The organism is Roseovarius sp. (assembly GCF_018066915.1).
Classification (GTDB): Bacteria; Pseudomonadota; Alphaproteobacteria; order Rhodobacterales; family Rhodobacteraceae; genus Roseovarius.
On the sequence record NZ_JAGPVV010000134.1, the window covers coordinates 1 to 25,092 of the forward strand.

11 protein-coding genes, 1 tRNA gene and 2 pseudogenes are annotated in these 25,092 nt (G+C 62.1%); 8 read left to right on the top strand and 6 right to left on the bottom strand.

Features of this window, described 5'->3' with window-relative positions:
• From KBT70_RS07365 to KBT70_RS07400, 8 genes and pseudogenes are all read left to right on the top strand, one after another.
• Nucleotides 1-380, top strand: a pseudogene (locus KBT70_RS07365) (hypothetical protein); the annotation flags it as partial.
• Complete coding sequence (locus KBT70_RS07370) at nucleotides 377-1,681, top strand: hypothetical protein (RefSeq protein ID WP_296630608.1); 1,305 nt, start codon at nucleotides 377-379, stop codon at nucleotides 1,679-1,681. The pseudogene KBT70_RS07365 and the gene KBT70_RS07370, both read left to right, overlap by 4 nt.
• The gene (locus tag KBT70_RS07375; protein ID WP_296630609.1) at nucleotides 1,678-5,511 is read left to right on the top strand and encodes a hypothetical protein; all 3,834 of its coding nucleotides are present in this window, start codon (nucleotides 1,678-1,680) and stop codon (nucleotides 5,509-5,511) included. The genes KBT70_RS07370 and KBT70_RS07375 overlap by 4 nt, the downstream gene beginning before the upstream one ends.
• Nucleotides 5,508-6,848, top strand: coding sequence for a hypothetical protein (locus KBT70_RS07380; protein WP_296630613.1), 1,341 nt, complete (start codon nucleotides 5,508-5,510; stop codon nucleotides 6,846-6,848). The genes KBT70_RS07375 and KBT70_RS07380 overlap by 4 nt, the downstream gene beginning before the upstream one ends.
• A complete protein-coding gene (locus KBT70_RS07385; protein ID WP_296630614.1) occupies nucleotides 6,845-8,884 on the top strand; it encodes a hypothetical protein in 2,040 nt (679 codons plus the stop codon). The genes KBT70_RS07380 and KBT70_RS07385 overlap by 4 nt, the downstream gene beginning before the upstream one ends.
• Nucleotides 8,885-8,902: 18 nt before the next feature.
• Nucleotides 8,903-11,701 carry a leucine-rich repeat domain-containing protein gene (locus tag KBT70_RS07390; RefSeq protein ID WP_296630616.1) on the top strand — a complete coding sequence of 933 codons (2,799 nt, stop codon included), beginning with the start codon at nucleotides 8,903-8,905 and terminating at the stop codon, nucleotides 11,699-11,701.
• Between the two features lie 36 nt (nucleotides 11,702-11,737).
• Nucleotides 11,738-18,178, top strand: coding sequence for an RHS repeat-associated core domain-containing protein (locus KBT70_RS07395; protein ID WP_296630619.1), 6,441 nt, complete (start codon nucleotides 11,738-11,740; stop codon nucleotides 18,176-18,178).
• Nucleotides 18,179-18,240: 62 nt separating this feature from the next.
• A complete protein-coding gene (locus KBT70_RS07400; protein WP_296630621.1) occupies nucleotides 18,241-18,897 on the top strand; it encodes a hypothetical protein in 657 nt (218 codons plus the stop codon).
• Nucleotides 18,898-19,258: 361 nt separating this feature from the next.
• Here KBT70_RS07400 and KBT70_RS07405 read toward each other — a convergent pair whose 3' ends face one another.
• From KBT70_RS07405 to KBT70_RS07430, 6 genes and pseudogenes are all read right to left on the bottom strand, one after another.
• Nucleotides 19,259-21,172 carry an OmpA family protein gene (locus KBT70_RS07405; RefSeq protein ID WP_296630623.1) on the bottom strand — a complete coding sequence of 638 codons (1,914 nt, stop codon included), beginning with the start codon at nucleotides 21,170-21,172 and terminating at the stop codon, nucleotides 19,259-19,261.
• Nucleotides 21,173-21,493: 321 nt separating this feature from the next.
• Nucleotides 21,494-21,570 (bottom strand) — tRNA-Arg (locus tag KBT70_RS07410).
• Between the two features lie 42 nt (nucleotides 21,571-21,612).
• Entirely contained in the window at nucleotides 21,613-22,389 is a 777-nt protein-coding gene (gene truA, locus KBT70_RS07415) for a tRNA pseudouridine(38-40) synthase TruA (protein ID WP_296630625.1), read from the bottom strand.
• An 87-nt stretch (nucleotides 22,390-22,476) separates the two neighbouring features.
• Entirely contained in the window at nucleotides 22,477-23,964 is a 1,488-nt protein-coding gene (locus KBT70_RS07420) for a replicative DNA helicase (protein WP_296630627.1), read from the bottom strand.
• A 226-nt stretch (nucleotides 23,965-24,190) separates the two neighbouring features.
• A complete protein-coding gene (locus tag KBT70_RS07425) occupies nucleotides 24,191-24,868 on the bottom strand; it encodes an orotate phosphoribosyltransferase (protein WP_296630629.1) in 678 nt (225 codons plus the stop codon).
• A 76-nt stretch (nucleotides 24,869-24,944) separates the two neighbouring features.
• Nucleotides 24,945-25,092, bottom strand: a pseudogene (locus KBT70_RS07430) (dihydroorotase); the annotation flags it as partial.

A 25,092-nucleotide genomic window follows, 5' to 3' on the forward strand; every position in this document is an offset into this window, starting at 1 on the left:
TCGATAGCGCGGTTCTGGATCAGCTCATGGCCGATGGCCGCGCAAGGCTGCGCCGCGTCGAGAACCGCGAGGATGCTTTTCGGGTGGCACTGGGGGGATTCGTGCCCGCGGATTATGCCGAGGTCAGAACCGAAACGGTGCGCAAAGCGCAGGGGTTCCTTAAGGAATCAGCGTTTCACATCAACATGATCGGGGTGCTGATGCCGACCGATCCGGCACGGCCGTTCCCACAGCTTGAGGGTGTTTTGGGCGCGGACAGCCCGGCCAATGCAGCACGTGAGGCACTGTCGGTGATCCGGTTGGATTGGCGGGCACTGGGGGATGCGAATGGCAATTGCGCGCTGCCCAATGCCACGGAACGGGTGTGGTACTGCCGATGAAACAGCTGTTGCAGATCATGCTTTTGATGAGCCTTTCAGGGCCGGTCGTAGCGCAGAATGCGGTGCTGGACCGGGCCTACGGCATCACCAAGCTCGACGGGTTCTGGCGGGCGACATTGGGAAGCGAAGCGCCCAACCCGGGCGCGTTCGAGATGTTCGAGACTGCGGCGGCTGTGCCCGAGCCGGTGCGCGAGCCAGCCGTTGATTTCGGCGTCCCGATCATTGGCGAGGTTGTTGGAGAGACCGCTCCCGGCGCGGACGGCCAGGGCGCCAGACTGGCCTTTCCAGTGATCCCCTTGAGCGATGAAGAGGCCGGGCCACTGATGCGGCGGCTGGCCTGGGCAGAGCTCTACTTGACGCGGGTGGGTTATTACGCCGAGGACCAAGAGGACTCGTCGGCGATGATCGAGGCGCTGGCTGCGAGGCAGAAGGCGGCGGCGCTCGAGGCCTATCTGATTACCGCGCGGCTCTACTTTGCGGCGCCAGACCTGACAGAGAAATGCACAAGGCTTATGCGGATGGCGGCGCTCGAGGACAGCGCGCTGGAGACGGGCGTAGCGGTCACACCGGCAGAGGGCTGGGCGGTGATGGAGCCGCTGAAGGTGGCGGCGGCCGAACGGCTGGGGGGATCGGCGCTCTCCGATCTGGTCTGCGCGTTCGAGCCGGTGCGGGGACGGGCCGAGACCGTTCGGCTAATCGAGGTGCGCGTAAGGGAGCGGATCGCGCTGGAGGCGCGGGCCAAGGTGGAGGACAGCCTGACGCTGCTCAACGCGGCGGCGGAGGAATTCCAGAGCCTCGTCAACGCGATGGACGTAGAGATTCTGACGGCGGAGATCCTCGAATTGGAGCGTGTTTTCGGCAATGCGGCAGCGAATATCCGTTTGGTGCAGAACGATCAGCTGAAGGCCGAAGAGACCATTTCAGAGCTGGAGGCGGTGGACCTTTCGGCGCTGAACCAGCCGGGCGAGATGTCGGAATACCAAGCGGCTCAGGCTCAGATGGCGGCGATGGTGGCACTCATGGACGGGGTGCTGACGGAACTGGCGGCGATGGCCGAACTCCTGCCGGATGATGGGCTGGCGGAATGCCGGGGGCTCGGGTCGGTCTATGACGCGCTGGATATGAATCGCGACTCCTTTGTCCTGTCGAGCGAAATCGAAGGACCTTACGTCGCCTGCCTCGCCCGCGCGCGTGCGGTGGTGGAAGCGGGCACCTCCCCAAGCCTTGAGACAGAGTTGATGGCCGAGCTTGCCCGCCATGTCGGCCAGATCAGCGCCAATTTGCTGGAGGAATTGCAATGATCCGACGCTTTTCCTTGATCCTTATCCTGGCTCTTGCGGCCGCCCTTTCGGGCCGGGGGGCAGAGGCGCAGCAATGCCTCGACGTCTCGGTGGAAGAGGCGCAGTTGCAGGCGGCCGAGCTGGTCACGTTGCTGCAGATCGCCACGTTTCGGGGCGACCTGAAATATATGTCAGACGTGGCGCCCGAGTTGGAAACCTATCTTGATAGCTGCGGGTCCGACCCCGGCGGGCGGCTGGCGCAGGTCTGTGGCTTTGAATGTCATCTACAACTGGCGCGCTACCGGCTGTTTCTGGCCTCCGACCTGCCATTTCTCTCCACCGCAGGCGTTCTGAGCCGCGATAGCACGCTGCTGTCGCCGCAGAATGCGCAGCAACATGCGGAAGACGGGATTGCGGTGGTCGAACGGGGGCTGAAACTGCTTGCCCGGCAACAAGGGAGTGGCGAGGAAGAGGACGCGTTTCGCACCTACACGCGACAGCTCGTGGGGCTGAGCAGCGTCAAGATCAGGCTGCGCATGACTGTGGGCGACACCTGGTATCAGACCATGAGTGAGGCGCGTGTCAAATCGCTGGGCTTTGCCGTCAGCGAGGCGTTGGAGGTGATCCCGGGCGCGTCGCTTGAGGATCAGCCAAACCTGCACAAGGCGCATACGCAATATGAGTTCGCGCTCTGGACCCTGATCGAGACCAAGACCGACATCCCTGCGGAACAGACCTATGATGATCTGCGCGCCGATCTCACGATCCTCGAAGGCGAGTTACAGGCAAGGATGGAGAGCCTGCGGCGGGGGATGATCTTTCTCAATATCGACCCGGTGGCGTTCACCACGATCCCCTTCGAGGAACTGCAACAGGCGCTCGACCGGACAAAACGCGATCTGGAGGCGGTCGAGGCGCGAATGGAGGCCATTGTGCGCGAATGGTCGGCGGCGTCCGAGGGGCAGGCGACGCGCGCCATCGATGAACGCCGCGTGGTACGGGGGCAAAAAGTCAATCTTCTCGCGCACCAGATCGGCAAATTGGAAACCGAAGCGCAGATCCTCACCGGCGACGTGCAGCAAGAGGTAAGCGCGCTGGATGCAGAGCTCGACACGTTCAGCCGACGCCAACAGATCAGAAATCTGGAGATCGCGTTGTCCACGAAGATCGCGGAATTCGAGAACCGCCGCCAGCAATTGCAGGACCGTCAGGCGCTCGATCTTATCGCGATTACCAAGGAAGCCGAGATCGAGCGGCGGGCGGAACTCCGTTGGATGCTGAGTTTTGAGATGACGCGGATGAACCTTGATCTGCAGGTGTCGTCGCTCGAAAGCCAGATCGGCGAATATGACCGGCAATTGGCGCGCAACCGGACGCAGTTGGAGACCTTGGCGCGGCAGCGGGCGATTCTGGAAACGAGGATTGTCGATGCGCAGAATTCCATCGAGGGCGCACAACAACGGATCGACCGGATCGACCTGACACAGGTGGATGTGCACGCGCTGCGGCGGAGTGTGATCCGCGAGGACATTTGCGGCGTTGAAAATCAGCTCGCGTTCATCGGTGAGACGCTGGCAAGCCCCTTTGTCCCCGCTCTGCCGGGCGAGGAACCCTGCAGCGTGGTCAGCCCATCTTTCACGCGCGTGCAATATCAAGAAACGATGTGCGGCACCGACAGCGAGCCGGGACTGCGCGCCAAGCTCAACGATGCAAGGATCCTCGGCCGGGCCTTCATGCTGAAATGCGTGATCGGCGACCCGGTGGAGCTGGCCGAGCTTGAGCCGATGGCCGAGGCCTCGACCCTGATCGACAGCGGGCTGAGTCTTGAGGACGAGCTGGACGCCGTGTCTTGCAACGGCTTTTCTCAAACCGAGGTGGATTTTGCCAAGGGCATCTATGACGCGGAAAAGGCGCTGTTGGAGAAGCAGCGGGTTGGGCTGGAACAGCAGCGCGACAAGGTGAACGAGCAGCTTGATTTCGTGACGGGCTGGGCGAGTGATTTTCAGAACACGATCCTGGGCCTGCAGACCGGGCTGGCCGTGGTGCAGGGCACCTACGCGGCGCTGGCTGCGGTGCCGGAAACCATGGTTGCCGCTGCGGGTATGGCAAGCGGCGTCTACACGACGATCAAAGTGGACAAGCCCGCCTATGCGGTGATGGAAGCGGCGCGCGTGACACTCAATACCGCGCTGGCATTCGGCAAGATCAACATCCAGACCGAAAGTCAGGTCCGTGCCTTTGCCACGCAGCTGACCAATATCCGCGAGGCGAATGAGCGGATTGATTTCGAGAAGGCGGTTAAGGCACTGGCGCTCCATCGGGCGCATTTCCAGTTGGCCGGGAAGCGGGCCGAGGGGCTGCAGGCGATCAAGGAGCTTGAGCTGCAGAGCTCGATGGCTGCGGTGGATTGCGACAATTCCCAGCTTGGCATTGATGAACAGGTCGCAAGGCTCAAGGCGCAGCACACCCGGATGTTGGCGACGATGGAATTGCAAGCCGAGGAAAACGCGCTTCTGGATTTCGATCGCTTGCAGCAGGAAGGGCTCATCGCGCGATATTTCAACGAGATCGCCATCCTGCAACTGGAACTGGAAAAGCTGGCGCTGAACGAGGCGCAGTTGAACGAGGACAACATGCAGTTGGGCGCGCTGGTGGGGGCCGCTCAGGGACGGATCGACCGGATCGAGATGACCCGCGCGACGGTCGAAGGGTTGGCCGAGGAGAGCCAGCAGGTGACCTCTGTGATTGCCGAGCTGCGGCAAAGACAGGCCAATCAGCAATTGGCGATTTCCAATTCCGAACTGGCCTTTGTCGAGGCGCGCATTCGCGGAGAAGAGGCCAATACCGAGCAATTGGTGAGCGCGCTTGAGGGCTCCATCGAACTGGTGGGCCAGCGGGAGGAGCTCAAGGCGCAGATCGAGCAGTTGCGGGCGAACATGCTGGTTCAGGTGGCCGAACAGCGCGAGGAGATGGTCAACCTTGCCAGCGAGATCGACGATCCGGACGAGCGGCGGCAGCTTTTCATCGCGAGCCAAGAGACACTGAGTGAGCTCTTGCGCGGGATTCCCGATTACATCTCGGCCAAGCGGACCAGCCTGACCACGGCGAACCGGCTGCTGCACCTGATGCGGCAACGCTATTCACTGGTGCTGGGCATCACCGGTCGGCGCGAGGATTACCCGCTGACTTACGTCAAGGATGCGGCGCAATTGACGGCGCTGGTCTCGGAGATCGAGGCACAGAGGTTTTTTGACGAAACCGAAATTCCGATCGAGGTGGCGCGTGTGGTGGTGCCGTCTCAATCGGGCTTCGTCAAGAAATTGGCGCTCGACGAGGAAGTGACCTTTGAAATCTCGCCCTTCGCGGGCAGTGACGACGCGATGCGCGAGGCCGGGTTCTTTGTCATCTGGGATGATAAGTTTCGCGAGCGCAAGACGATGACGCTGATCGATGTGTTGATCGGGGCGCAATACACCTGCACCGGCGCGCAGTGGAATACCTATACTCTGAGTCATCTGGGGTCCGGCACGATGTTCCGGCCACTGGCCGAAGGATCGCCCGTGACGGTGCCGGAACGGATCATCGGGCCGAGCAGGGGCGGGCAGCACACCTTCTACAACATGGCCGCAAATGAGGCCGATTTGAACCGGGTCCTGAGCTACTGGCAGTTCAACCGCTTTGCCGCGCGGAAATTCCCGCGCATGCCCGGGCCGCCGAACGATCAGGACGCGATCCTGCCGTTCCTCGGTGCGCCGGTTTACGGGACCTACAAGCTGGCCGTGAACCCCTCCGATTGCCCGTTTGAAGGCGCGGTTTTCACCCTTCTCTTCCTGTTTGCGAGCACGCCATGAGCCGGATTGCCCCCCTGACGGCGTTGGCCGTTCTGATCGCCGCACCCGTTGCAGAGGCTCGGGATGGCGCGCGCAATTCGATCGACGGCTACGTGATCGAACGTGCCGTGATCGGGGCAGCGAATTGCGAGGGCCCTGCGTTTGACGATGTGCGGATCGAGGCGTTTGAAAAAGGCGTCTGCCAGTTCCATCAGCCCGCCCGCTCGGCAGAGCAGCTGGACCGCGTCCTCAATCTCCTTAACCGGGCGCAGGTGCAGGGATTGCCGGTGGTGCATCAGCAATTGGCGGGGTTCCTGACCGGGCTGGGGCATTGCGCGACTGCAGAACGCCACCTCGAGACTTTTCGTGGCTCGGGCAACGCCGACCTGACCGCGCGCGACAATTTCTGCGCCGCGAGGATGCAGAGCCAGGCCGAGTTGAACGCTATCCGCTGGGACTTTGCCCTCTTTGACTATGCCGAGGATCTGGGCGCGCCGAATACGCTCGACACGCGGCTGGGCGAAATGGCTTCGTGTTATTCCGGCGTCCTTGCCCCTGGGTTCGACGCGGAATGCGGGCTGATCACCAATATCACAGAAACCGAGCTGAACGTTTTTGTCGACGAAGCCACCGATGCCGTTGTCCAGACCTATTTCACCGGCGTCGAGAGCCCCATCACGGCCATGTTCCAACGCAAGCGCGAGCGTGCCGAGGGCGTGCTCGAAATGGCGGGTGCGTCGATACAGGGGCTCAAGGATGGCGCCGCCGCGGTGAACGCGGAATACACCGCCTACCACAGCGCCTACGAGACAGAGCGCGACGCCAAGATGACGCCGATCTACGAGAATTACCGCGAAAGCATCCTGCGGGCGACGGCCATCCTTGATGAGTTCAACCGCTGGAAAGAAGGACTCTTCATGACCAGCGACAACGTCAACCTGTTGCCCAAGATCGTGGAACGCGGCGTGGAATTGACCGAGGAACTGGCCCGCGTCGAGACCGATGATTTTGCGGCTCGGGCGGGCAAACTGGTGGATGATGTGCGCGCAGTGGTGCAGTCCGAGGAAGAGCACCGGGCGCTGATAGGCCAGCTTTGCCGGGTGTATTTCTGCGAACTTGCCAGCCGCCGCCGGATGATTGCGACCCAGCATGTCTGCCGCCAGCCCGCGCTGACCAATAATCCGCTCTGCCTGAATGCGCAGGGCCAGATGAAGAGCGGCGATTTACAGGTGGACTTTGACGGCGCGCAGAGGATCGGAGTTGCCGATTTCTGCCGCGCTGCGGGGATTGATGATGTGTTCCTGACGGTGGGCCTGTCGCCGTCGACGGCGCTGACCTGCATGGGCCAGATGCCATGAGGCGCGGGGTGCTCATCACGCTGATCTGCCTTGTGGCAGGTGCCGCGCGGGCAGAGGAACCGGCGCTAGCGCGATATGTGACCGACGACAATGTGGATGTTTACGTGGCGCTTTTTGACGGGCAGGCGGTGGAACTTGCCGGTTGCGCGAGCGAAGGCGCAGCGAGAGCGCTGATCGAGATGCCGAATGCCCGGCCCATTTCGGACCGAACGCAGGTCGATCTGACGGACAGCGCGGCACTGGGCGCACATCCCCCGATCCCCTGCGATCCGCCACCTTTGGCCGAGGCCGCATGGCCCGGCAGCATGCCGATCTGGGCCGATCTGGCCGCAAACGGGCGTTACCTGCTGGCCGCGCCGAACGAGGCAGGGTTCTACGCGGTGGATGCGAAATGCGAGGCGATCAAGACCGCTTTGCGCATTCGCGAACGCACGCAAAGCACCGGGTTTCAAGGCTTTGGCCAGCCTGATCCGCTGGAGCTTCGTTTGACGATCAATTGCGGGCCGGGGGCAGATGCTGAGGGCCCGGTGGTCACCGATCCCGCGAGCGGGGTAGAGGGCTGGACCTTGCATAGTGCAGAGCTTTTCATGAGCGAGGCGGGGCTGCCCGATACGCTCTTTGTTGCCAGCGCCCCGATGGGCGAGGGGCGGGGATACCTGCCGATCCGGCGACTGGACGGGGTCGAGATTGCGCCCATTTTCCTCGAAGGCGGCGCAAGGCTGGAGGCGGCCAAGGCCGCTTTGCAGGTGCTCTTTGCGGTGCCCGCTGAGGCCATTGTGTCGCCCTTGGGTTTCGAGGCGCTGGAGGCGGTGCAATCGGCGCTCTTTGCCGACATCTGCACGCTGGATTGTGATGGATACGACCACGCGCACGGTTTCTTTGCCGTGCCGGGAATCGACGTCGCGCTGAGCTTCGAGGGCGTGGAACAGACGCCCGCTGCGCTGGACATTCTGGGGCGGGACCTGTCGGGTCTGCGTTTTGGCGACGGGCGGGCGCTCTGGCTGCAAGGCTGTTCGGCGGTGGCCGCTGCGCTGGGTATCGTGCCGGGCGAGGGCGATTGGAAATTCATGGTCCGGGCGGCACAGTCGGGGGCCGGTCAGGCGGCGGCGATGCGTTGTGACGCCGCGCGCGCGGCGACCTGCACAAGGGTGATCGGGCCGGACCTGCCACTGGTGCCGGAAGTGTTCGACGCCAGCGGACCCTGCGCTGGCAAGACGCGGCTCGTCGTGTATCTGCCCGAGGCGGTGACAGCAACCGCGCCGCTTGTGATCGACGTCGAACAGGGGTTTGCCGAGGTCGAGATCGCCCCCATGCCGGGGCTGGAACGGGCCATCTTGACGGTTCCCGCAGGCGCCTCCGGCGCGGCGTCGCCCTGTCTTTTGTCCTCACCCCGGGTGATGATCCATAGCCGAGGCGATCTCAGGCTGACGCTGCGCGACGTGACCCTGCGGCGGCGTCTGGCAGAGGTGCCGCAAGAGGCGATCGGGCTGCATGTCGATGGCGGCACTCTGGTCACCGATGGGGTGATCATGGTGGCCGATGGCGATGCCGGGCTGCCGCCGGAGCGGGGAATTTCGCTCTGTTCCGGTGAATATTACGCGCGGGCGACGCGGGTTCAGGCAGGCACCATCGCGGTGCAAGGGGCCGACAGTCGACTGGCGATCAGCGGGGTGCCGGGCGCGCCAACGACGCTGGGTTCGGCGCGGTATGCAATTTCAGCCTCTGCCGGGGCGGAACTGGTCCTGAGCGATGTAACGTTGACCGGGCGGGTGGGTGCGTCGCTTTTCAACGCGATCCTCGACGCCACGCGCCTGCGGTTGGTCAGCACTGATGCGCAGAGTGGGTCATCCGCTGCGCTTCAGTTTCGCGGCACTTCAGAGGCGCAGCTGATGCAATCGACGGCGCAGGGATTTGCCTGTGTCGGCACCTTCTGGACGGCGGGCAGCGCCGCCATCTTCACCCTGCCTGGTAACGATCTGACCGCGGATAATACCAGGCCCTCCTGCGGCGCGGGAACCATCCAGATATTCGAATGAAATGAGGGAATTAGACCCATGATGCTTCGCTTTCTCGTACCCGTATTCACCGCATTGGCGCTGGCCTTTCCCGCGAAGGCACAAGAGGTCAGCGTGGTGCTGGTCACTGACATTCTGGGCGACCGGCTGCATTACCCGGTGGTGATTTCCGAGGGGCGGGGATACCGGGTGCGCTGCGAGAGCCAGTCCGACGAAGAAACGATGATTGCCGCGTTGGGGTTCCTGATCCCTTCCAGCCAGATCATTGATCCGACCGAGCAAAGCATTGTCGATGCGGCCCCGGCGGAGAACCCGCTGCTTTGTCCAAGCTCGGAGAATTACCCGATCACGGTCTTTGCCGCGAACACGCCGCAGGGGCTGATCCATTACCTGCAATTCAAGGCGGATATTGGCAGCGATGCGGCCCATGACCGGATTTATATCCCCGGCTGTGCGGCCTTGGTAGAGGCGCTGAACCTTGACCTCGCCAATGCCACGCCGGGCGATCCGACACTGTTTTTCGCAGGCCGGATTCACGAGATTGCATGCCGGCCGGGGTCTGCCCCCATCCAGACGGCGCCCCAGACCTTTGCCGCCTGGTGCACCAAGGGAGACCTCACGCCGGAAGAGGAAGCGACAATGCGCGCGATCCTCAATGGCACGCCGGGCGGACCGGGGGCGTTGGGCAATGCGGCGGCCTGCAGGCAGGCGCAGGATTTCCTGACCGCGGTGACAAGCCGGAACCTCGACAATAGCGGCGCGCAGTCGCTGGCGCCGCTGGCGACACTGTCGCACCTGACCTCGCTGTCGCTGGCGGGCAACCAGATTTCGGATGTCTCGCCGCTGGCGGGGCTGACGGCGTTGCAGTTCCTGGACCTCAGCGACAACCGGATCGAAAACGTGGCCGCACTGGCCACGTTGGTCAACCTCACCTCGCTCGATTTGGGCGGCAACACGATCAGCGACCTGCGGCCGATTTCGTCGCTGCCGCTGCTGCAACAACTGTCATTGCCGGGCAATGTGCCGGACACCATCGCGCCTCTGCAATTCCTGACCCAGTTGACGGAACTGGATTTGGCGCAGAACGAGCTGACCTCGCAGGATATCGGGGTGCTGGTTGGGCTGTCGCAGCTAACGCTGCTTGACCTTTCCAACAACGAGATCGACGATTTCAGTGCATTGGCCAATTTTGGAAGCGAGGTGGAATTCAAGCTCTCGGGCAATCCGGCTTCCACCGGTGGGCCCACAGATTTCATCACCTTCTGCGTGCAGTTGCGCGATGAGCCCACCCAGACCGGGGCCACGATCCGCGCGATGATCGAAGTCACCGGGCAAAGCACCTGTTCTGGGGCGGCAACCGCGCTTAATTCCTCGAACGCGCTGACGATCAACGGCAAGACCCTGTCGGAGCTTGGACCACTCGCGACCCTCAGCCATCTGACATCGCTGAACCTTGCCGACAACACGATCACTGATGTCTCGGCGCTGGCCGCGCTGACGCAGATCATCACGCTTGATTTATCGAATAACGCGATCATTGATGTGCGGCCGTTGGCAGCGCTGGAGCGGCTGACCACTCTGAGCATGGCGGGCAATCCGGTGACCTTTGGCGACTACCTGTCGGCCTGTATCCTGCGCAACGAACCAGAAACGCTGAGCGAGGCGCATCTCACCGAGGTCGGCGCTCTTTTGACTGTATCGCAGGCGCAAACCTGCAAGTCATCGGAAAGCCGGCTTAAGACTATGTCGACGATCAACCTGCGCGACCGCGGGCTGACCACGCTGGATTACATCCGGGTGGCTGAAAGCGCGACGAACGTTCTGCTCGAAGACAACCCCGTTGGCGAAGTGAGCAACCTGCGGTTCCTACAACGGCTGCAATTTCTAGATGTCTCGAATACCGGGCTGGATGATGACGACAGCCTGCTGAACCTGCGCGAGCTGCGCAATCTCGACATCTCGTCGAACCCGATTGAGGAGCTTTGGGCTCTGCGCAACATGCCCGAGTTGCAATCGGTCAATTTCCGCGACACCCAAGTCCGCGACATCCGCGTTCTCGACGAAATACCAAACCTGCAAAACGCGACGATGTGGAACGCGCCGGTCGTGATGAATTCGATGCTGACCTATTGCCTCGTGCACCGGTTTCAGATCGGGATGCTGGGCGACACAAGGCGTACGGTGGATGCGATCATGGCGGTGGCCGAGGGCGCGGGCCAGAGCGGCCAGAATTGCCGCGGCGTCAACGACTGGGCGCGTGGCGTCACATCGTTGAACCTCAATGCCAAGCAGATCAGCAACGTCACGCCCATCGCCGGGATGCCGGAACTGACAAGCCTGCTTCTCTATGACAACAACATCAGGGATGTGCAGCCGATGCGGAACCTGCGCAAGCTCAAGACGCTGAATCTGGGCAAGAACCAGCTCAGCAGCGTTCCCATCGTCTTTTCGCAGGACCTCGAGAGCCTCTATGTAACCGAAAACCAGATCGTGAACCCAAGCGCGGTCAGCCGGTACTCCAAACTCAAGAGTCTCAATCTGCGCAAGAACCGCCTGACCGTGACCAGCGGGATTTCCGGACTGTCGCAACTGACGTTCCTCGACCTGCGGGACAACAGGATCGCGCAAGTCAATCAGGTCACTCCGGTGCTGGGCAAGAACCCCTACATCAAGGGCAACCCGGTCTGCGGGATGCAGAACACCATTCTGCTATTGGTGCAGCCCTGCCAGCGAGAGCCGCAATTCATCGTCAATTCGAATTTGTTCGATCCCAACTTGGTGATCCGACGTGAACTATTACAGCCGGTGCCGATCATCATCACGCCGTCAAACCCCTGATTGTCGATCCTACGTCCCAACCGAAAGGACCTTGTCATGACACGATTTTTCACAGCGATTTCTGTCGCCGCCATGCTCGCGGTCCTACCTGTGGGCGGGTTCGCCGCTGATGACAAATCCGCCTCTTCGGTGATCCAGCTTCCATCTGCGGGCGGCACCGTCAGCCAGGAGGAAGGGGCGTTCCAGCTCAACGCCAATACCGGGTCGGCCAACTTCTCGCTACCGCTGCCGGAGTTGCCGCAGCGGGGTAAATTCGGTCCGGGCCTGTTCCTGAGCTACAACCAGTTTGCGGGGGACAGCGGGTCGGGGCTGGGCGTGGGATGGTCCTTTACCGCGTCATCGGTGATCGTGAATCAAGATTTCGGCACCGCCATTCCGGGCAGAAAACCGGATGGCGATTTCTTTCACCGGCTGAGCTATCAGGGCGCGCGGCTGGTCTATCTGGGCGAGGTGGATGGTTTGCCGACCTATCGCCCGGAAGTGGCCGAGGAACAAATGGTGTTCGTGCGCCATGATGCGCCTTTCGAGGTGGTCGTGCTGGACCGCACCGGCGAGCAAGAGGTCATGACAATCCCCGCCGGGTTCGAGTTGCGCATGGCGGATGGCAGCCGGATGTATTTCTCTGGTGCCGAGGGTGTGGCGGAGGGCAATTTTGAAAGCGCCGAGCCCACGATTACCCGTTGGCCGCTTGTGATGAGCGTCAGCACCAACCGCAACGCGGTGCACTATGAATATGAAAAGCACGGAGAAAGGTCCTACCTGACCGGGGTGGCCTTTGCCGGGGGGCAAAGCCGTTACGATTTTGATCTGATCGACACCCGCGCGAGCCTTGTCAGCCATATCGCCGGAGTGCGGCAGCAGAACCCCAAACTCTACGGCAAAGTGACGGCGAGTTTCGCGGGGGATGTCTATGACCAGTGGTGCATGGCCTTTATTGGCCGGTCGCTGGAGGACAATACCAAATTTACCGTGCGCACCCATCCCGATTGCCAGGCTGTGGCCGAGGCCGACCTGGCGGGCAAGATCGACCCCAATTCGGTCAATGTGCTCGACCAGCTGCGGGCGGTCTATCGGTTTGGCAATACCGATGGCGCTGCACTTGGCGATGATACGCTGCGCTACCCTGACCTGCGGTTTGACTATTCGAGTTGGACGGCGGCGGAACTGGCCGAGCGGGAGCTTGTCTTTCCTGCGCCAAATCTGGCCTTTGCGGGGGATATTTCGCCGCAAAACTTGGAGCTTGCCGATCTGAACATGGATGCGCTGCTCGACGTGGTGCAAACCAGCGAGACCGAGGTGACGCAGGTCCACTTGGGTGACGGGGCGCTGGAATCCGCCTTCGAGACCTCGATCCCACTGGAGCTGACGCGCACGACGGCCTCTGGCCTGACGCGCGAGATCACGCCGAGGCTGGTTGAGAACCAGTTCCATTTCGCGGACATGACGGGTGACACCTATGCCGATATTCTGGAGGTCGAAGACGGCCTGCTGCACGTCTTTAACGGCAATGCGGCGGGGGATTTCCCTTATATCGGGCGGGCAATTCCATTGGACGGGATTTCGCCGACGCTGTTCTCTGACGGCAATGGCCGGTTTGTGGATGTGAACCTCGATGGTCTCAGCGACATCGTCGCAACGCGGCTCGATGCCAATGGCCGGACCGAGGCGCTGATCTACCTCAACCTCACCCGACGGCAGCCGGACGGGGGCCATGCGATCAACTTCGCCCGAGTTTCCAAGGTTCTGCCCATGGACAGCCAGGATGGGGGCCTCTTGGGCCGCCAGTCCACACGGCTGACGGATGTGAATGGTGACCGATTGCCCGATCTGGTGACGATCAACGTCGCCGACCAGGGCTTTTGCATCTACGAAAACCAAGGCAACATTTTCAGTCGCGAGGCGGGTGCGCCGCTCTGGGGGGATGCGCGCCTGAACGACCCAAAATGCGGGGCAGGGCGGTTCACCGCGATTCAGGGCATGAGCCCGTCCGACAACGTGCAGTCAATGTGGTATGTGGATGCCAATGGCGACGGTGTGCGCGACTTTGCCTCGATGGGAAGCCGCACCGACGAAATTCAGATATGGCTGGGCTTCGGCGATGGCAGCTTTGCGGATGAGAGCCTGCGGCTGTCGCTGAATGCTCGGGTGCAGGTAGGCAATGCGCCCAATTCCTTCCGCTCGCGCGTGGCCGATCTGGATGCGGACGGGCAGGCGGAGATCATCGTCTTCCAACAGGCCAGTGGACCAGAGATCGCGCCGGTCGTGGTGATTGATTTCAACCGCACCACGGAGCTGCAATTGGTCAAGGCCAATCTGCTGACGGTGGTGAGTTTCGAGAGCGGGCGGCGGCACGACATCCGCTATGCGACCTCCACAGACGAGATGCTGCGCGACCGCGCAGCGGGGCGCGAAACCGCGACGCTGCACTTTCCGGTTGTGGTGGCGAAACAGATGGTCACGTCCGAGGGCGCCGCGAGTGCGGCGCGACGCGATGTGCAGGTAGAGGAATACTTCTATCACAAGCCCTTTTATGACGTGATCAACCGCCGCTTCATCGGCTTTTCCGAGGTCGAGCGTGTCACCTATGGCGACGAATTCGTGGGCGGGGCGGATACCCAGAAATCCTCGATCGCTTTCGAACAATACTACGCCTTTGCCGATGTAACAGCCGATCTGCACCTCGCTGGCAAGCTGCGTATCCGGCAGACCTACGCAGTCGATGCCGATCCAGTGCTGCTTGCCGCAGCCGCCGGGTCCGCTTCGCTCGACCCGAACACGGCGGGGCTGCATTCGCTGTCCACCGCGACTCGGGCACAGAAATTGCCGACGCCCGGCGCAATGCTGTCCTGTGAAAGCAATACATGGGAGACTTCGCCCACTGGCATTGCCGATGTCAGCTGGCTGCGCAAAACCGAGGAAAGGTTGACCGCCGCGGCGGGGTCACAGCATGCCCAGGACACCAGCGATACGGAATGCGCGAACCCGGTCAAGACGCGCAGCTTCGCGGAATTCGACGAATTCAATTATGCGGGCCGCGAAACCGAAACCGTGGTTGAACTGACCGGCCCAGAGGGCCAGGTCATGCCCGGCTATGTGCGGGTGACGGAAACCGATTACGCAGAGGCGCGCGCCACGTTGGCGCCGCTTGGCATCGTCAACGCCGCTTCGGCGCGGCGAACCGTGTCGGGCACGCGCCTTCTTGCGCGGGAACGCTTCACCTACCTGCCGGAAAATGGAGGGCGGCTTGGGATGCGGGCGATCGACGTATTTTCCAGTCTGGTGGATGTTCCGGCAGAGATTGCCGACCGGCACAGCGCCACCCACACGCTGCTCAAGAACATGGCCTATGACAGGTTCGGCAACGTCGTGGAAATGTCCGACAATCTGTCGAAAATCGAAGGTGTGACCTTTGACGAAACCGGCACGTTGCCGACGGCGCATACCAAGTTCCACGGCTCAGACGACAGCCGCAACCAGGTCACCACGATGGCCTATGATGGCGGGATTGCCGGTCGGTTGTCTGGGCAGACCACGCCGCTGGGCATGGAGATCAGCTACGAATACGACCCGCTGGGCCGCAAGCTGCGCGAAGTGAGCGCGGATGGGTCGGAAAAACGGTATGCCTACCGCTTTGGCCTGGATGGCGCGCCTTCGATGATCCTGACCTCGCTTCGTCGTTACCCCTCCGCCGAGGGCGCGCCGGAGGGCGAAAGCGAATTCGTGCGCTCGCTGGCCGCCTTCAACGCGCGGGGCAATCAGGTGGCCGAGATGGAGGATGTAGCCGAAGGCGGTGTCCGGGTTTTCAAATACTCGGAGTTCAACCGCAACGAGTTGCTGACCTTCCGCTGGACGCCGTACCTGACAGAATCCATGCCGGATGTAGAGGCCGCCTTTGACTCTGAACAGGTGCCGGAACCCGAACGTCGGCACGGCAACGCCTATCGCTATGACGGGCTGGGCCGGATGATCGAGGAAACGCACCCGTCGGGCAAGCGTTCCACACAGAGCTATGCGCCTTGGGGCATGACGACACTCACCACCTACGAGGACCAGCACGGGGGCTCCATGGCGGTTGAAGAGCACCGGCTGGTCAACGATGTTGGCGTCCACGCGGTGATGATCGGCAATGCCCGTGGCACCACGCTTGTAACCCGGTTCGACCGCGATGGCTTTGGCTATCTGACCGCGATCCGGCTGGCGGGCGAAGAGGCGCCGCGGCGGTTCCGCTTCAACTCCGTGGGGGATATGGAATTCCAGCAGATCCCGGGGCTGGGCACGCATTACTACTTCTACGATGAACGTGGCAGGCAATGGTCCAAGGCGCGGATAGCCGAGGATGGCACCACCGATGTGATCGCCTTTGAGTACGACCTTCTGAATCGCAAGCTGGTGGAGAAGGTCAATGGCGAGGACCGAATTCGGTACGCCTATGACGTGACCGAGAGGTTGGAGGTTGCGGCGGCCTTCGACACCCCGATCCAGATGCCTCTGGGCAAACACACCCGGATTGAGGTCATCGACCCTAACGGGCGGCATGACAGCATCCAGAGATTTGGCTGGGATGCCAACGGCCGCATGGTCCAGAACGAGATCGAGATCGCGGGCGAGGTGTTCGCCGAAAGCTTTCACCAGACGCTTGACGGGCGGATCAATCGGGCCACAGGGCCGGGCGGGCTTGGCTATGACTTTTCCCTCGGGCCGGACCGGAACCTGCGGCGGGTGGCGATCACCCATCCCGATTTCAGCGGACCGGAAACGGTGATCGAGGAAATCACCTACAACCCCGAAAGCCGGATTGACCAGATTGCCTATCGCGCAGGGGCCGTGACCGAGCTGACGTACAACCGCGAAACGCTCTTCCTCGAAGAAATCGTGACGCGGACAGGTGACGGCATGGCCTTGCAGGACATCTCGATGACCTTCAACGGCAATGGCTCGATCACCGAGATCGTGGACCGTCTGGCGGCTGGGCCTGCGCCCGCACATGGCCATGTCGACCGGTCTGGCACCTTCCACTACGACTTCCGCAACCAACTGGTGCGGTATGTGCGCTACGGCGAGGACGCGGCGTTCGAGTATACCGAGGCCGGGGCCTTTGCGCGGAATGACGAAATGGCGGCGGGGGAAGCCTTGGTGCGGCCCACGGGTGCGGATACGGACCTGATCCCGGTCGGGGCCTCTGCTGCGCCCTACCGCTTTGACGGCTTTGGCCAGTTGGCCACAAGTCCGAAGGTGACGGCGACGGTATTCGACGCCTATGGTCGGCTGATCCGGGCGCAGACCTTGGAGCATGACGTGTTCTTTGGCTACGACCAGACCGGGCGGAGAACCTACAAGGAGGTGGTGCCGCTCGACGATGTAGAAGCCGGGGAGCTCTACCTCTTCCCCACCGAAACCTTCCATCGCGGGCCGAAGGGGGACGAGAGCTTTGTGAATATCGGCTCCACCCGCTTGGTGCGGATGGAACACGGGACGGGGCGCTGGTTCTATTACCTCAAGGACCACCTGGATTCCTCGGATTACGTGATGACGAGCAGCGGTGTGCCGGTGGAACAGATGCTCTACCGCGCCTATGGCACGGAACATCAGCCCGAGGTTCTGTCATCCGATTGGGCCAGCCACGAGGCGGCAGTCGCCGACGAAAAGCCGCGTGAAAAGACGCACCACCGCTTCACCGGCAAATATCTCGATGATGCGACGGGGCTCTATTATTACGGGGCACGCTACTACGATCCAGCGCTGGGACGATTCATCTCGCCCGACCCGCTCTATCTCAGCGACCCCGAACGCTGTGTAGGCAACACGATCGGCTGCACGCTCTTTGCCTATGCCAACAACAACCCGATGTCGTTCATCGACCCCACAGGGCTGGAAGGCATCGTGCAGGGAGATGAGGCCTACAGGCGGCAGGTCGAGGAAAGCCTGCAACGCATCGATCCCACCGCGCGGGTGGATATGGAAACCGGCGAGATCAGCCAAAGCTGGCTGCACGGGCTTTGGCTCGACATCAAGAGCTTCTTTACCGGTGAGACCAATTTCGACACCGGTCGAGAACTAGTGAGCCGCATCGTGGAGGACCCGCAGACCACCACCATCAGCTACCAGGCCAATGCGGCCGGAGGGCAGCGGGCGGATGGTCAGCCCTTCACGTCGAGCACGCCGGGTGATATCAACCTTGTCTATGACCCGTCCTACCTGCCGGCGCTGCCAGAATATGACGCGGCCACGGGCACGGTCTCCTACGAGGCGCCAGATCCCGGCGTGGTGTTGGGCCATGAGCTCATTCACGCCACTCACGGGATGCGCGGCGATGTGGGGTCGGCAATCGTGAACTACAGCGGTCTGGACGGATCACCGCACACGGAGTGGCATGAAGAAATCCGCACCACAGGTGTGGGTGGCGTGAACAGCCCTGACGACATCACCGAGAACGACCTGCGCGAAATGCTCGGGATCAACCCGCGCAACCACTACTAGCAGGCCGCGCGCCGGAAATGGAGGAGCGGCGCCTGTGCCACTCCCGGGAAAGGAGTTAAACTATGTCGAGAACCTCAACCAAGGGCCGAAATTGGGTTGCAGCGGCGCTGATCAGCGCGGTGGCGCTCGGACCCGGCACAGGAGAAATGGCCATGGCGACCCCGCTTGCAGAGCCTTTGGAAATCCCCGCGGAATTCCTGTCTGACATCGACGGTGCGCCGGATTGGCTGCGGGGTGCGATGGCTGGCCTCGGGGCGCCCGAAGGCTGGTCGATGACCCGTGACGCCATTGTCGTGAGCGAGGTTGAGGCGCTGCGCGCCGTCAACCGCATCCGTGCCTTTCGCAAGGCCGTCAGAGGCGGCACCGGGGCGACGTGGCTGTCTCTGCCAGTGGCGGACGAGATGGGCGAACTACGCGACTGCGTGACGCCTTGGGCGACGCAATTGATCCCCGACCTCGATGCCAATGATTTCGGCCAGAGCTTTGCGCTGTCGATGCTGCGCACCGATGTACCTGAAGCATGCCTGATCGACGCGGGCGCCGATGATCCTTGGTCGGGGTCCGACCGCGCCACCCTGCGCAGCTATTTCGACGATGCAGGCGACCTTATGGTCGACCATGTAAACCTCAACGAAGAAAGAGTGTTCGTCCGCGCCCTGATCGATGCAGGCTATCTCGTGACCAAAGGCAGCGTGTCCGGACGGCTGCGCGTGGAATAGTGCGCGACCCCGCCTTCCGGCACAGGCCGTCCCGGCGGCCACGCAGACTGATGAAGTGATCTGGACCGGCGAGAAGACTTTTGATTTCTCCGACTGCAGAACGCACGACATCACCCGCATAACCGTGCGCGGCCCCCTGACGCTAGTCCACGGCGAAGACCGGAACGCCTTTGTCCTTCTCAACAATCCCGGCTGATCAGTGTGTCAGTTCTCGATGGAGGTCAACACAATTGGCGCAGAGTGACACCCAGATCAGACACCCCCGCCGCCATCCGCGCCGGGGGGCCATGAACGTTGCTGTTTCGCTTGTGTCCCGGCGATGTCAGTCAGGATCAATCCATCACGCTTTCCGCTCCTGTCTCTAGCGCGTAGCGTTCTGCACCAGCGTCGTGATCCGGCGCACGGCGACGCGGCGGTTCTGGCGTTCCGCCTCCTGTGTGGGGACCTTGAGGTAACTTTCGCCATAGCCTTGGACAACCATGTTCTCCGCAGGCACGTCGAAATACTCGGCAAAGGCCAGCGCCACGGATTCGGCACGTCGATCCGACAAGAGCAGATTGTAGCCGGGTGCCCCTACGGCGTCGGTATACCCCTCGATCAGGAACAATTCGGTCGGATTTTCGGCGATGATATCGCGCATCAACATGCCCATCTCGCGCAGCTTTTCCGCCTGGGACGGTTGGATCGCCGAAGAGCCGGTGGCGAAGGTGACATTCTGCAGGTTGATCACCGGGCTCAGTTGCCGGACCTCGACGGTCTCGCGCACTTGCCTCAGGCTGAAGGTGCGCCCGATGTCACGCTGGTCGGCTGCAAGCAGGGCACGTCGCAGCGCGTCACGGTCGCTGGCGGCCTGATAGTCATAGGACTCAGGTCTTGGCTCTGGCAAATCGCGAACCACCACCGGCTCAAAACTACGGGTATCATCAAAGAGCAGATACTCGCGCCCATCGGGGTCAATCTGAACCCGTCGCAGCACCCGCCCCGTGGCGTCGCGAATTGTGACGATCTCAGAACCATCGGCGCGCATCACATTGCTGCGGGTTGATCCGTCACGGAAGCGCTCGGTGCGAACTTCCGATCCGGGTTGGCGCAAGAGGGCATCGTCGTCCTTGAGAATTTGATAGTCGTTATTCTCATCGACAACCACAACCCGGTCGCCGGTGTTCGACTCGACCCGTTTGTTGTTCAACACAAGCGCGCCCACCGCAGCCGCGCCAAGGGCGACCAATCCGGCACGTTGCAAATTGCTCAGCCCGTTGTTGTTGTCGGACCGGGCAGCGGTGGTTTGTGTGCCTGCGCTCGCCGCGTCTGGAGTGTCAGACTTAAACTCTTCGTCGCTGGACCGGCTTGTTTCTTCTGTCACTGTCTCGGTCGTCACCTCAGAAGAGGTTTCTGTCTCTGTATCGGCGGCAGCGGCTTGGGAGGAGTCGCTCTCGGTGACGGGGAGCGCGGTTTCAACGGATTGCTCACCTTCGGCTTGCAGCGCGGTCTCTGCGTCGGCAGCGCTGCTTTCGCCCGTCTTGGCCTCTGCTTCGGCTTGCGCGGCTGCTTCCGCGTCAGCGGCGCTTTCCTCGGCCGCCTTGGCTTTCGCGGCCTCCGCTTCGGCTTGCGCGGCGGCCTCCGCTTCAGCAGCCTTGGCTTCTGCAGCTTGCGCTTCCGCCTCTACTGCCGTCTCCGCCTCAGCGGCGCTGCCTTCACCGGTCTTGGCCTTTGCGGCCTCTGCGGTCTCTGCGTCGGCCTGTGCCTGCGCCTCCGCGGCCTCGGCTTGCGCCTCGGCGGCGGCCTCTGCTTCGGCAGCCTTGGCGTCTGCAGCCTCGGCTTTGGCCTGCGCGGCGGCCTCGGCTTCGGCTTGCGCCTCGGCGGCGGCCTCTGCTTCGGCAGCCTTGGCGTCCGCAGCCTCTGCTTCTGCTTGCGCGGCAGCTTCGGCTTGCGCGGCGGCTTCGGCTTCCGCCTGCGTGGCGGCCTCTGCTTCGGCGGCCTCGGCAGCTTGCGCTTCCGCCTCTACTGCTGTCTCCGTCTCAGCGGCGCTGCCTTCGCCGGTCTTGGCCGGCGCCCCGGCTTGCGCCCCAGCCCCTGCTTCGAGTTCAGCAATGTGAAGATCACATTTCAGCGTGTCCAGGATCTGCGCCTCGGCGCAAATCTCTTCACGAGACTGCGGCGGCGCCCCTTCTGCGGCCTGTGCGTCCGAGTTGGATTGTGCCAGCGTCGGATAGGGCTGAAGCAGCGACAAGGCGATTACAATCGCAGTGGTCGATCTCAAAGAATTGCCGGTCATATCGTTTCCTCACGTTATCAAAGACAGTAAATCCGCGCAGAGCCACTCCGCTTTAACAGAGGACCCTGCGCCCTACCCGTCAAGACCGGGCTGCGGCCCTGTGCCGGATGTTTCAGTGCATGGGCGATTGCCAGCCGATCTCCGTGCTCTTTTCGGCAAGGAGGCGCTCTTGAGAACGGCAAACGACATAAAGCATTGAAAACATGCGGCACGGCAGACTCAACGCCACAGGCGCAATTTCTCAGCAGAAGCTTAGAGCAGACGGGTTTCCCTGTCGCTGATGCAAGTTAGTGCCGGGCAGCACGAGAATTCCAAAGAAACTGGCGATCCCGGGAGGACTCGAACCCCCAACATCCTGATTAGAAGTCAGGTGCTCTATCCGGTTGAGCTACGGGACCGCTGGGCAGGCTCTTAGCGCGCCAAGGCCGCAAGATCAAAGCCTAATCTTGCGCAGCGAACGGGTCATGCGCATAGCCGACCCCCGCCAGATAGAGACCATGGGGCGGGCACACCGGGCCACAGGCGGCGCGGTCGCGGGCCTCAATGGCGGCGCGCACCTGATCGGGCTGCCAAGAGCCTGCGCCCACGCGCTCCAATGTGCCCACGATACTGCGCACCTGATTGTGCAAAAAGGACCGGGCGCGGAGGCGGAAATGAATCTCGGTTCCGGCTGGTCCGGGGTGCTCTGAAATCTCTATCGAATCCAGTGTCTTGACCGGGCTGGCCGCCTGACAAATGGTCGAGCGGAAGGTGGTGAAATCATGCATCCCGATCAGATGCTGCGCGCCTGCGCGCATCGCGTCGATGTCGAGTTTCGGGCGCACATGCCAGACCCGCCCACGGTCAAGCGTGACGGGCGCACGGCGCGACAGGATACGAAAGAGATAACGCCGCTCGGTCGCTGAAAACCGCGCGTGCCAGTCCTCGGATACGCGCTCGCAGGCGGTGATTGCGATGGGCAAGGGCTTGAGGTGATAATTGAGCGCCTCGGATAGGCGAAACGTGCCCCAATCCCGCCCCAGATCGCAATGCGCCACCTGCGCCAGCGCATGCACGCCGGCATCGGTGCGCCCGGCTGCGGCGATGGTGTGGGGGCCAGGCTCGATCCGCGCCAAGGCGGCCTCGATGGCGCCCTGCACCGACGGGTGCTCGACCTGTCGCTGCCATCCGGCAAAGGGCGCGCCGTCATATTCGATCCGAAAGGCATAGCGGGGCATGGGCGGCGTGTCTTGTTTCTACACTGGGGTTCATCTGGCCCGAAATACCTCGGGGGTCCGGGGGCAGCCCCCCGTCTGGCGCAAGTCTCAGTAATCGGGGTTGCCGCCCTGTTGCCACGACTTGACCAGATTGCCAAAGCGGGTGAACTGCGCCTCAAAGCTCAATTCGACCGTGCCGATGGGGCCGTGACGCTGTTTGCCGATGATGACTTCGGCCTTGCCATGCAGGCGCGACATCGCCTCTTGCCACTCGGCCATCTTGTCCATCTCGTGATCGCCCGGTTTCTCGCGTTCCTTGTAGTATTCTTCGCGGAACACGAACATGACGACGTCGGCATCCTGCTCGATCGAGCCTGATTCGCGCAGATCCGAGAGTTGCGGGCGCTTGTCTTCGCGGCTCTCGACTTGGCGGGAAAGCTGCGAGAGCGCGACGACGGGAATATTAAGTTCCTTGGCTATCGCCTTCAATCCCATGGAAATTTCGCCAATCTCCTGCACCCGGTTGTCGGAAGACCCGCGCACAAGCTGCAGATAGTCGACGATGAGGAGGTCAAGCCCATGGGTCCGCTTGAGCCGCCGCGCGCGGGCGGCAAGCTGCGAAATCGGGATCGCGGCGGTGTCGTCGATATAGAGCGGACAGGATTCGAGCGTCTTGGCTGCCTCGACAAAGCGGCGGAACTCGCTTTCGTCCATATCGCCCTGACGGATCTTGTGTGAAGAGATTTCCGAAGCCTCGGCCAGCACCCGGCCTGCCAATTGTTCGGCGCTCATCTCGAGCGAGAAAAAGCCCACAACGCCGCCATCCACAGCCCCCTCAGAGCCATCGGGCAGGGTGCCGCGGCGATAGGCCTTGGCGACGTTGAAGGCGATATTGGTGGCCAGCGACGTCTTGCCCATCGACGGGCGACCAGCGAGGATAAGGAGGTCGGATTTGTGCAAACCACCCAGTTTGCTGTCGAGATCGACCAGCCCGGTCGAGATGCCCGCCAACCCGCCTTCGCGCTGATAGGCGGCGTTGGCCACGTTAACAGCGTCCGTTACCGCCTTGAGAAAGCTTTGAAATCCGCTCTCTGCCTGACCCTGTTCAGCCAGTTGATAGAGCTTTTGTTCGGCCTCGACGATCTGATCCTTGGGCTCACTGTCGACATTCACGCGGGCGGCCTTGCCCGCAATGTCATGGCCGAGTGATATCAGCGCGCGGCGGATCGCCAGATCATAGATCATCTGCGCATAATCACGCACCGCGAAGGTCGAAATTGCGGCACCGGCCAGTTTGGCCAGATAAGCGGGCCCGCCAAGCTCTTTCAATCCCTCATCATTTTCCAGAAACGCGCGCAAGGTCACGGGCGAGGCGAGGTTGTTCTTGGCGATGCGGGCGGCGGCGGTCTCGAAGATGCGGGCATGCACCGGGTCGTAGAAATGCTGCGGCCCGATGATGGCGGCGATGCGGTCATAGACATCGTTATTGATCAGGATCGCGCCAAGGAGTTGCTGTTCGGCCTCGATCGAATGCGGCACGCTTTCGGCGGATTGAATCTCTGCTCCGGTCGGATTGAAAGCGGTGATCTCGTTCATGCCTGCGGTTCCCGTTTGTCGGTCTTCTTGCTGCGCCTGTTCTAGGCGAAGCCCCGCCCTTGCGCCACTTGTATAAGTCTGTGGACGTTTGGCGGGATAAGCCGGTGGATAGGGGCGACCCATAAGAGGGTCGTCCGTATCCTGTGCCCACAGTGTTCTAGCCTACCACATCTGGCGGCGATTTGCGATTCGAGAGGCGGGATATCCCCAGCCCTTGGGGACAAGTTTATTTCTTGTGTGCTGCCTGCCACTTACGCGGATCGCGCAGGAATTCTTCGACCGCGTTCAATGTTGCGGCATCAAAAATCGCCTGCGCACGCGCCTCGGCCAGAACGTCCCACCAGGTGCAGAGGTGATGCAGCACGATACCGTGATCGCCCAAGGTGTTTTCGGTTTCGGGGAATATGCCATAGTAAAAGATCACCGCCGTATGCCCACACGTGGCCCCCGTTTCCCGTATGGCATCCACAAAGCTGAGTTTCGATCCGCCATCAGTGGTCAGGTCCTCGACCAAAAGCACGCGTTGACCCTCGGTCATGGCCCCTTCAATGCGGGCGTTGCGCCCGTAGCCCTTGGGTTTCTTGCGCACATAGGTCATGGGCAGGGCCATGCGCTCGGCCACCAGTGCCGCAAAGGGAATGCCTGCTGTCTCGCCGCCTGCGATGTTGTCAAAGGCCTCGAACCCCGCGTCGCGCATCACGGTGACGGTGAGAAAATCCATCAGGGTCGAGCGGATGCGCGGGTAGGAAATCAGTTTGCGGCAGTCGATATAGGTGGGCGAGGGCAGGCCGGAGGCCAGCGTAAAAGGCGTCTCGGCGTTGAAATGCACAGCGCCGATCTCGAGCAACATGCGAGCGGTCAGGCGGGCGATTTCATCCTTGGGCGGGTAGGTGGCGGGGATCATGGCGTGGTCCTTGGGTTGGGCGGTTCGCCGAAGGGTCTTGATGCCTCCGGCGGGAGTATTTTCGGAACGATGAAGCTCAGTTGACGCGCCAATGGAGCGCAAATCCGGGGTCAAAGACGGTGACGGGGCCGTCGCCCGTGTCGATCTTGGCAGGATAGGTCACGGCATCGCCCTTGGTCAGGGTCAGCGTGGTCTCATTGGCGGGAAGGCCATAGAAGCCGGGA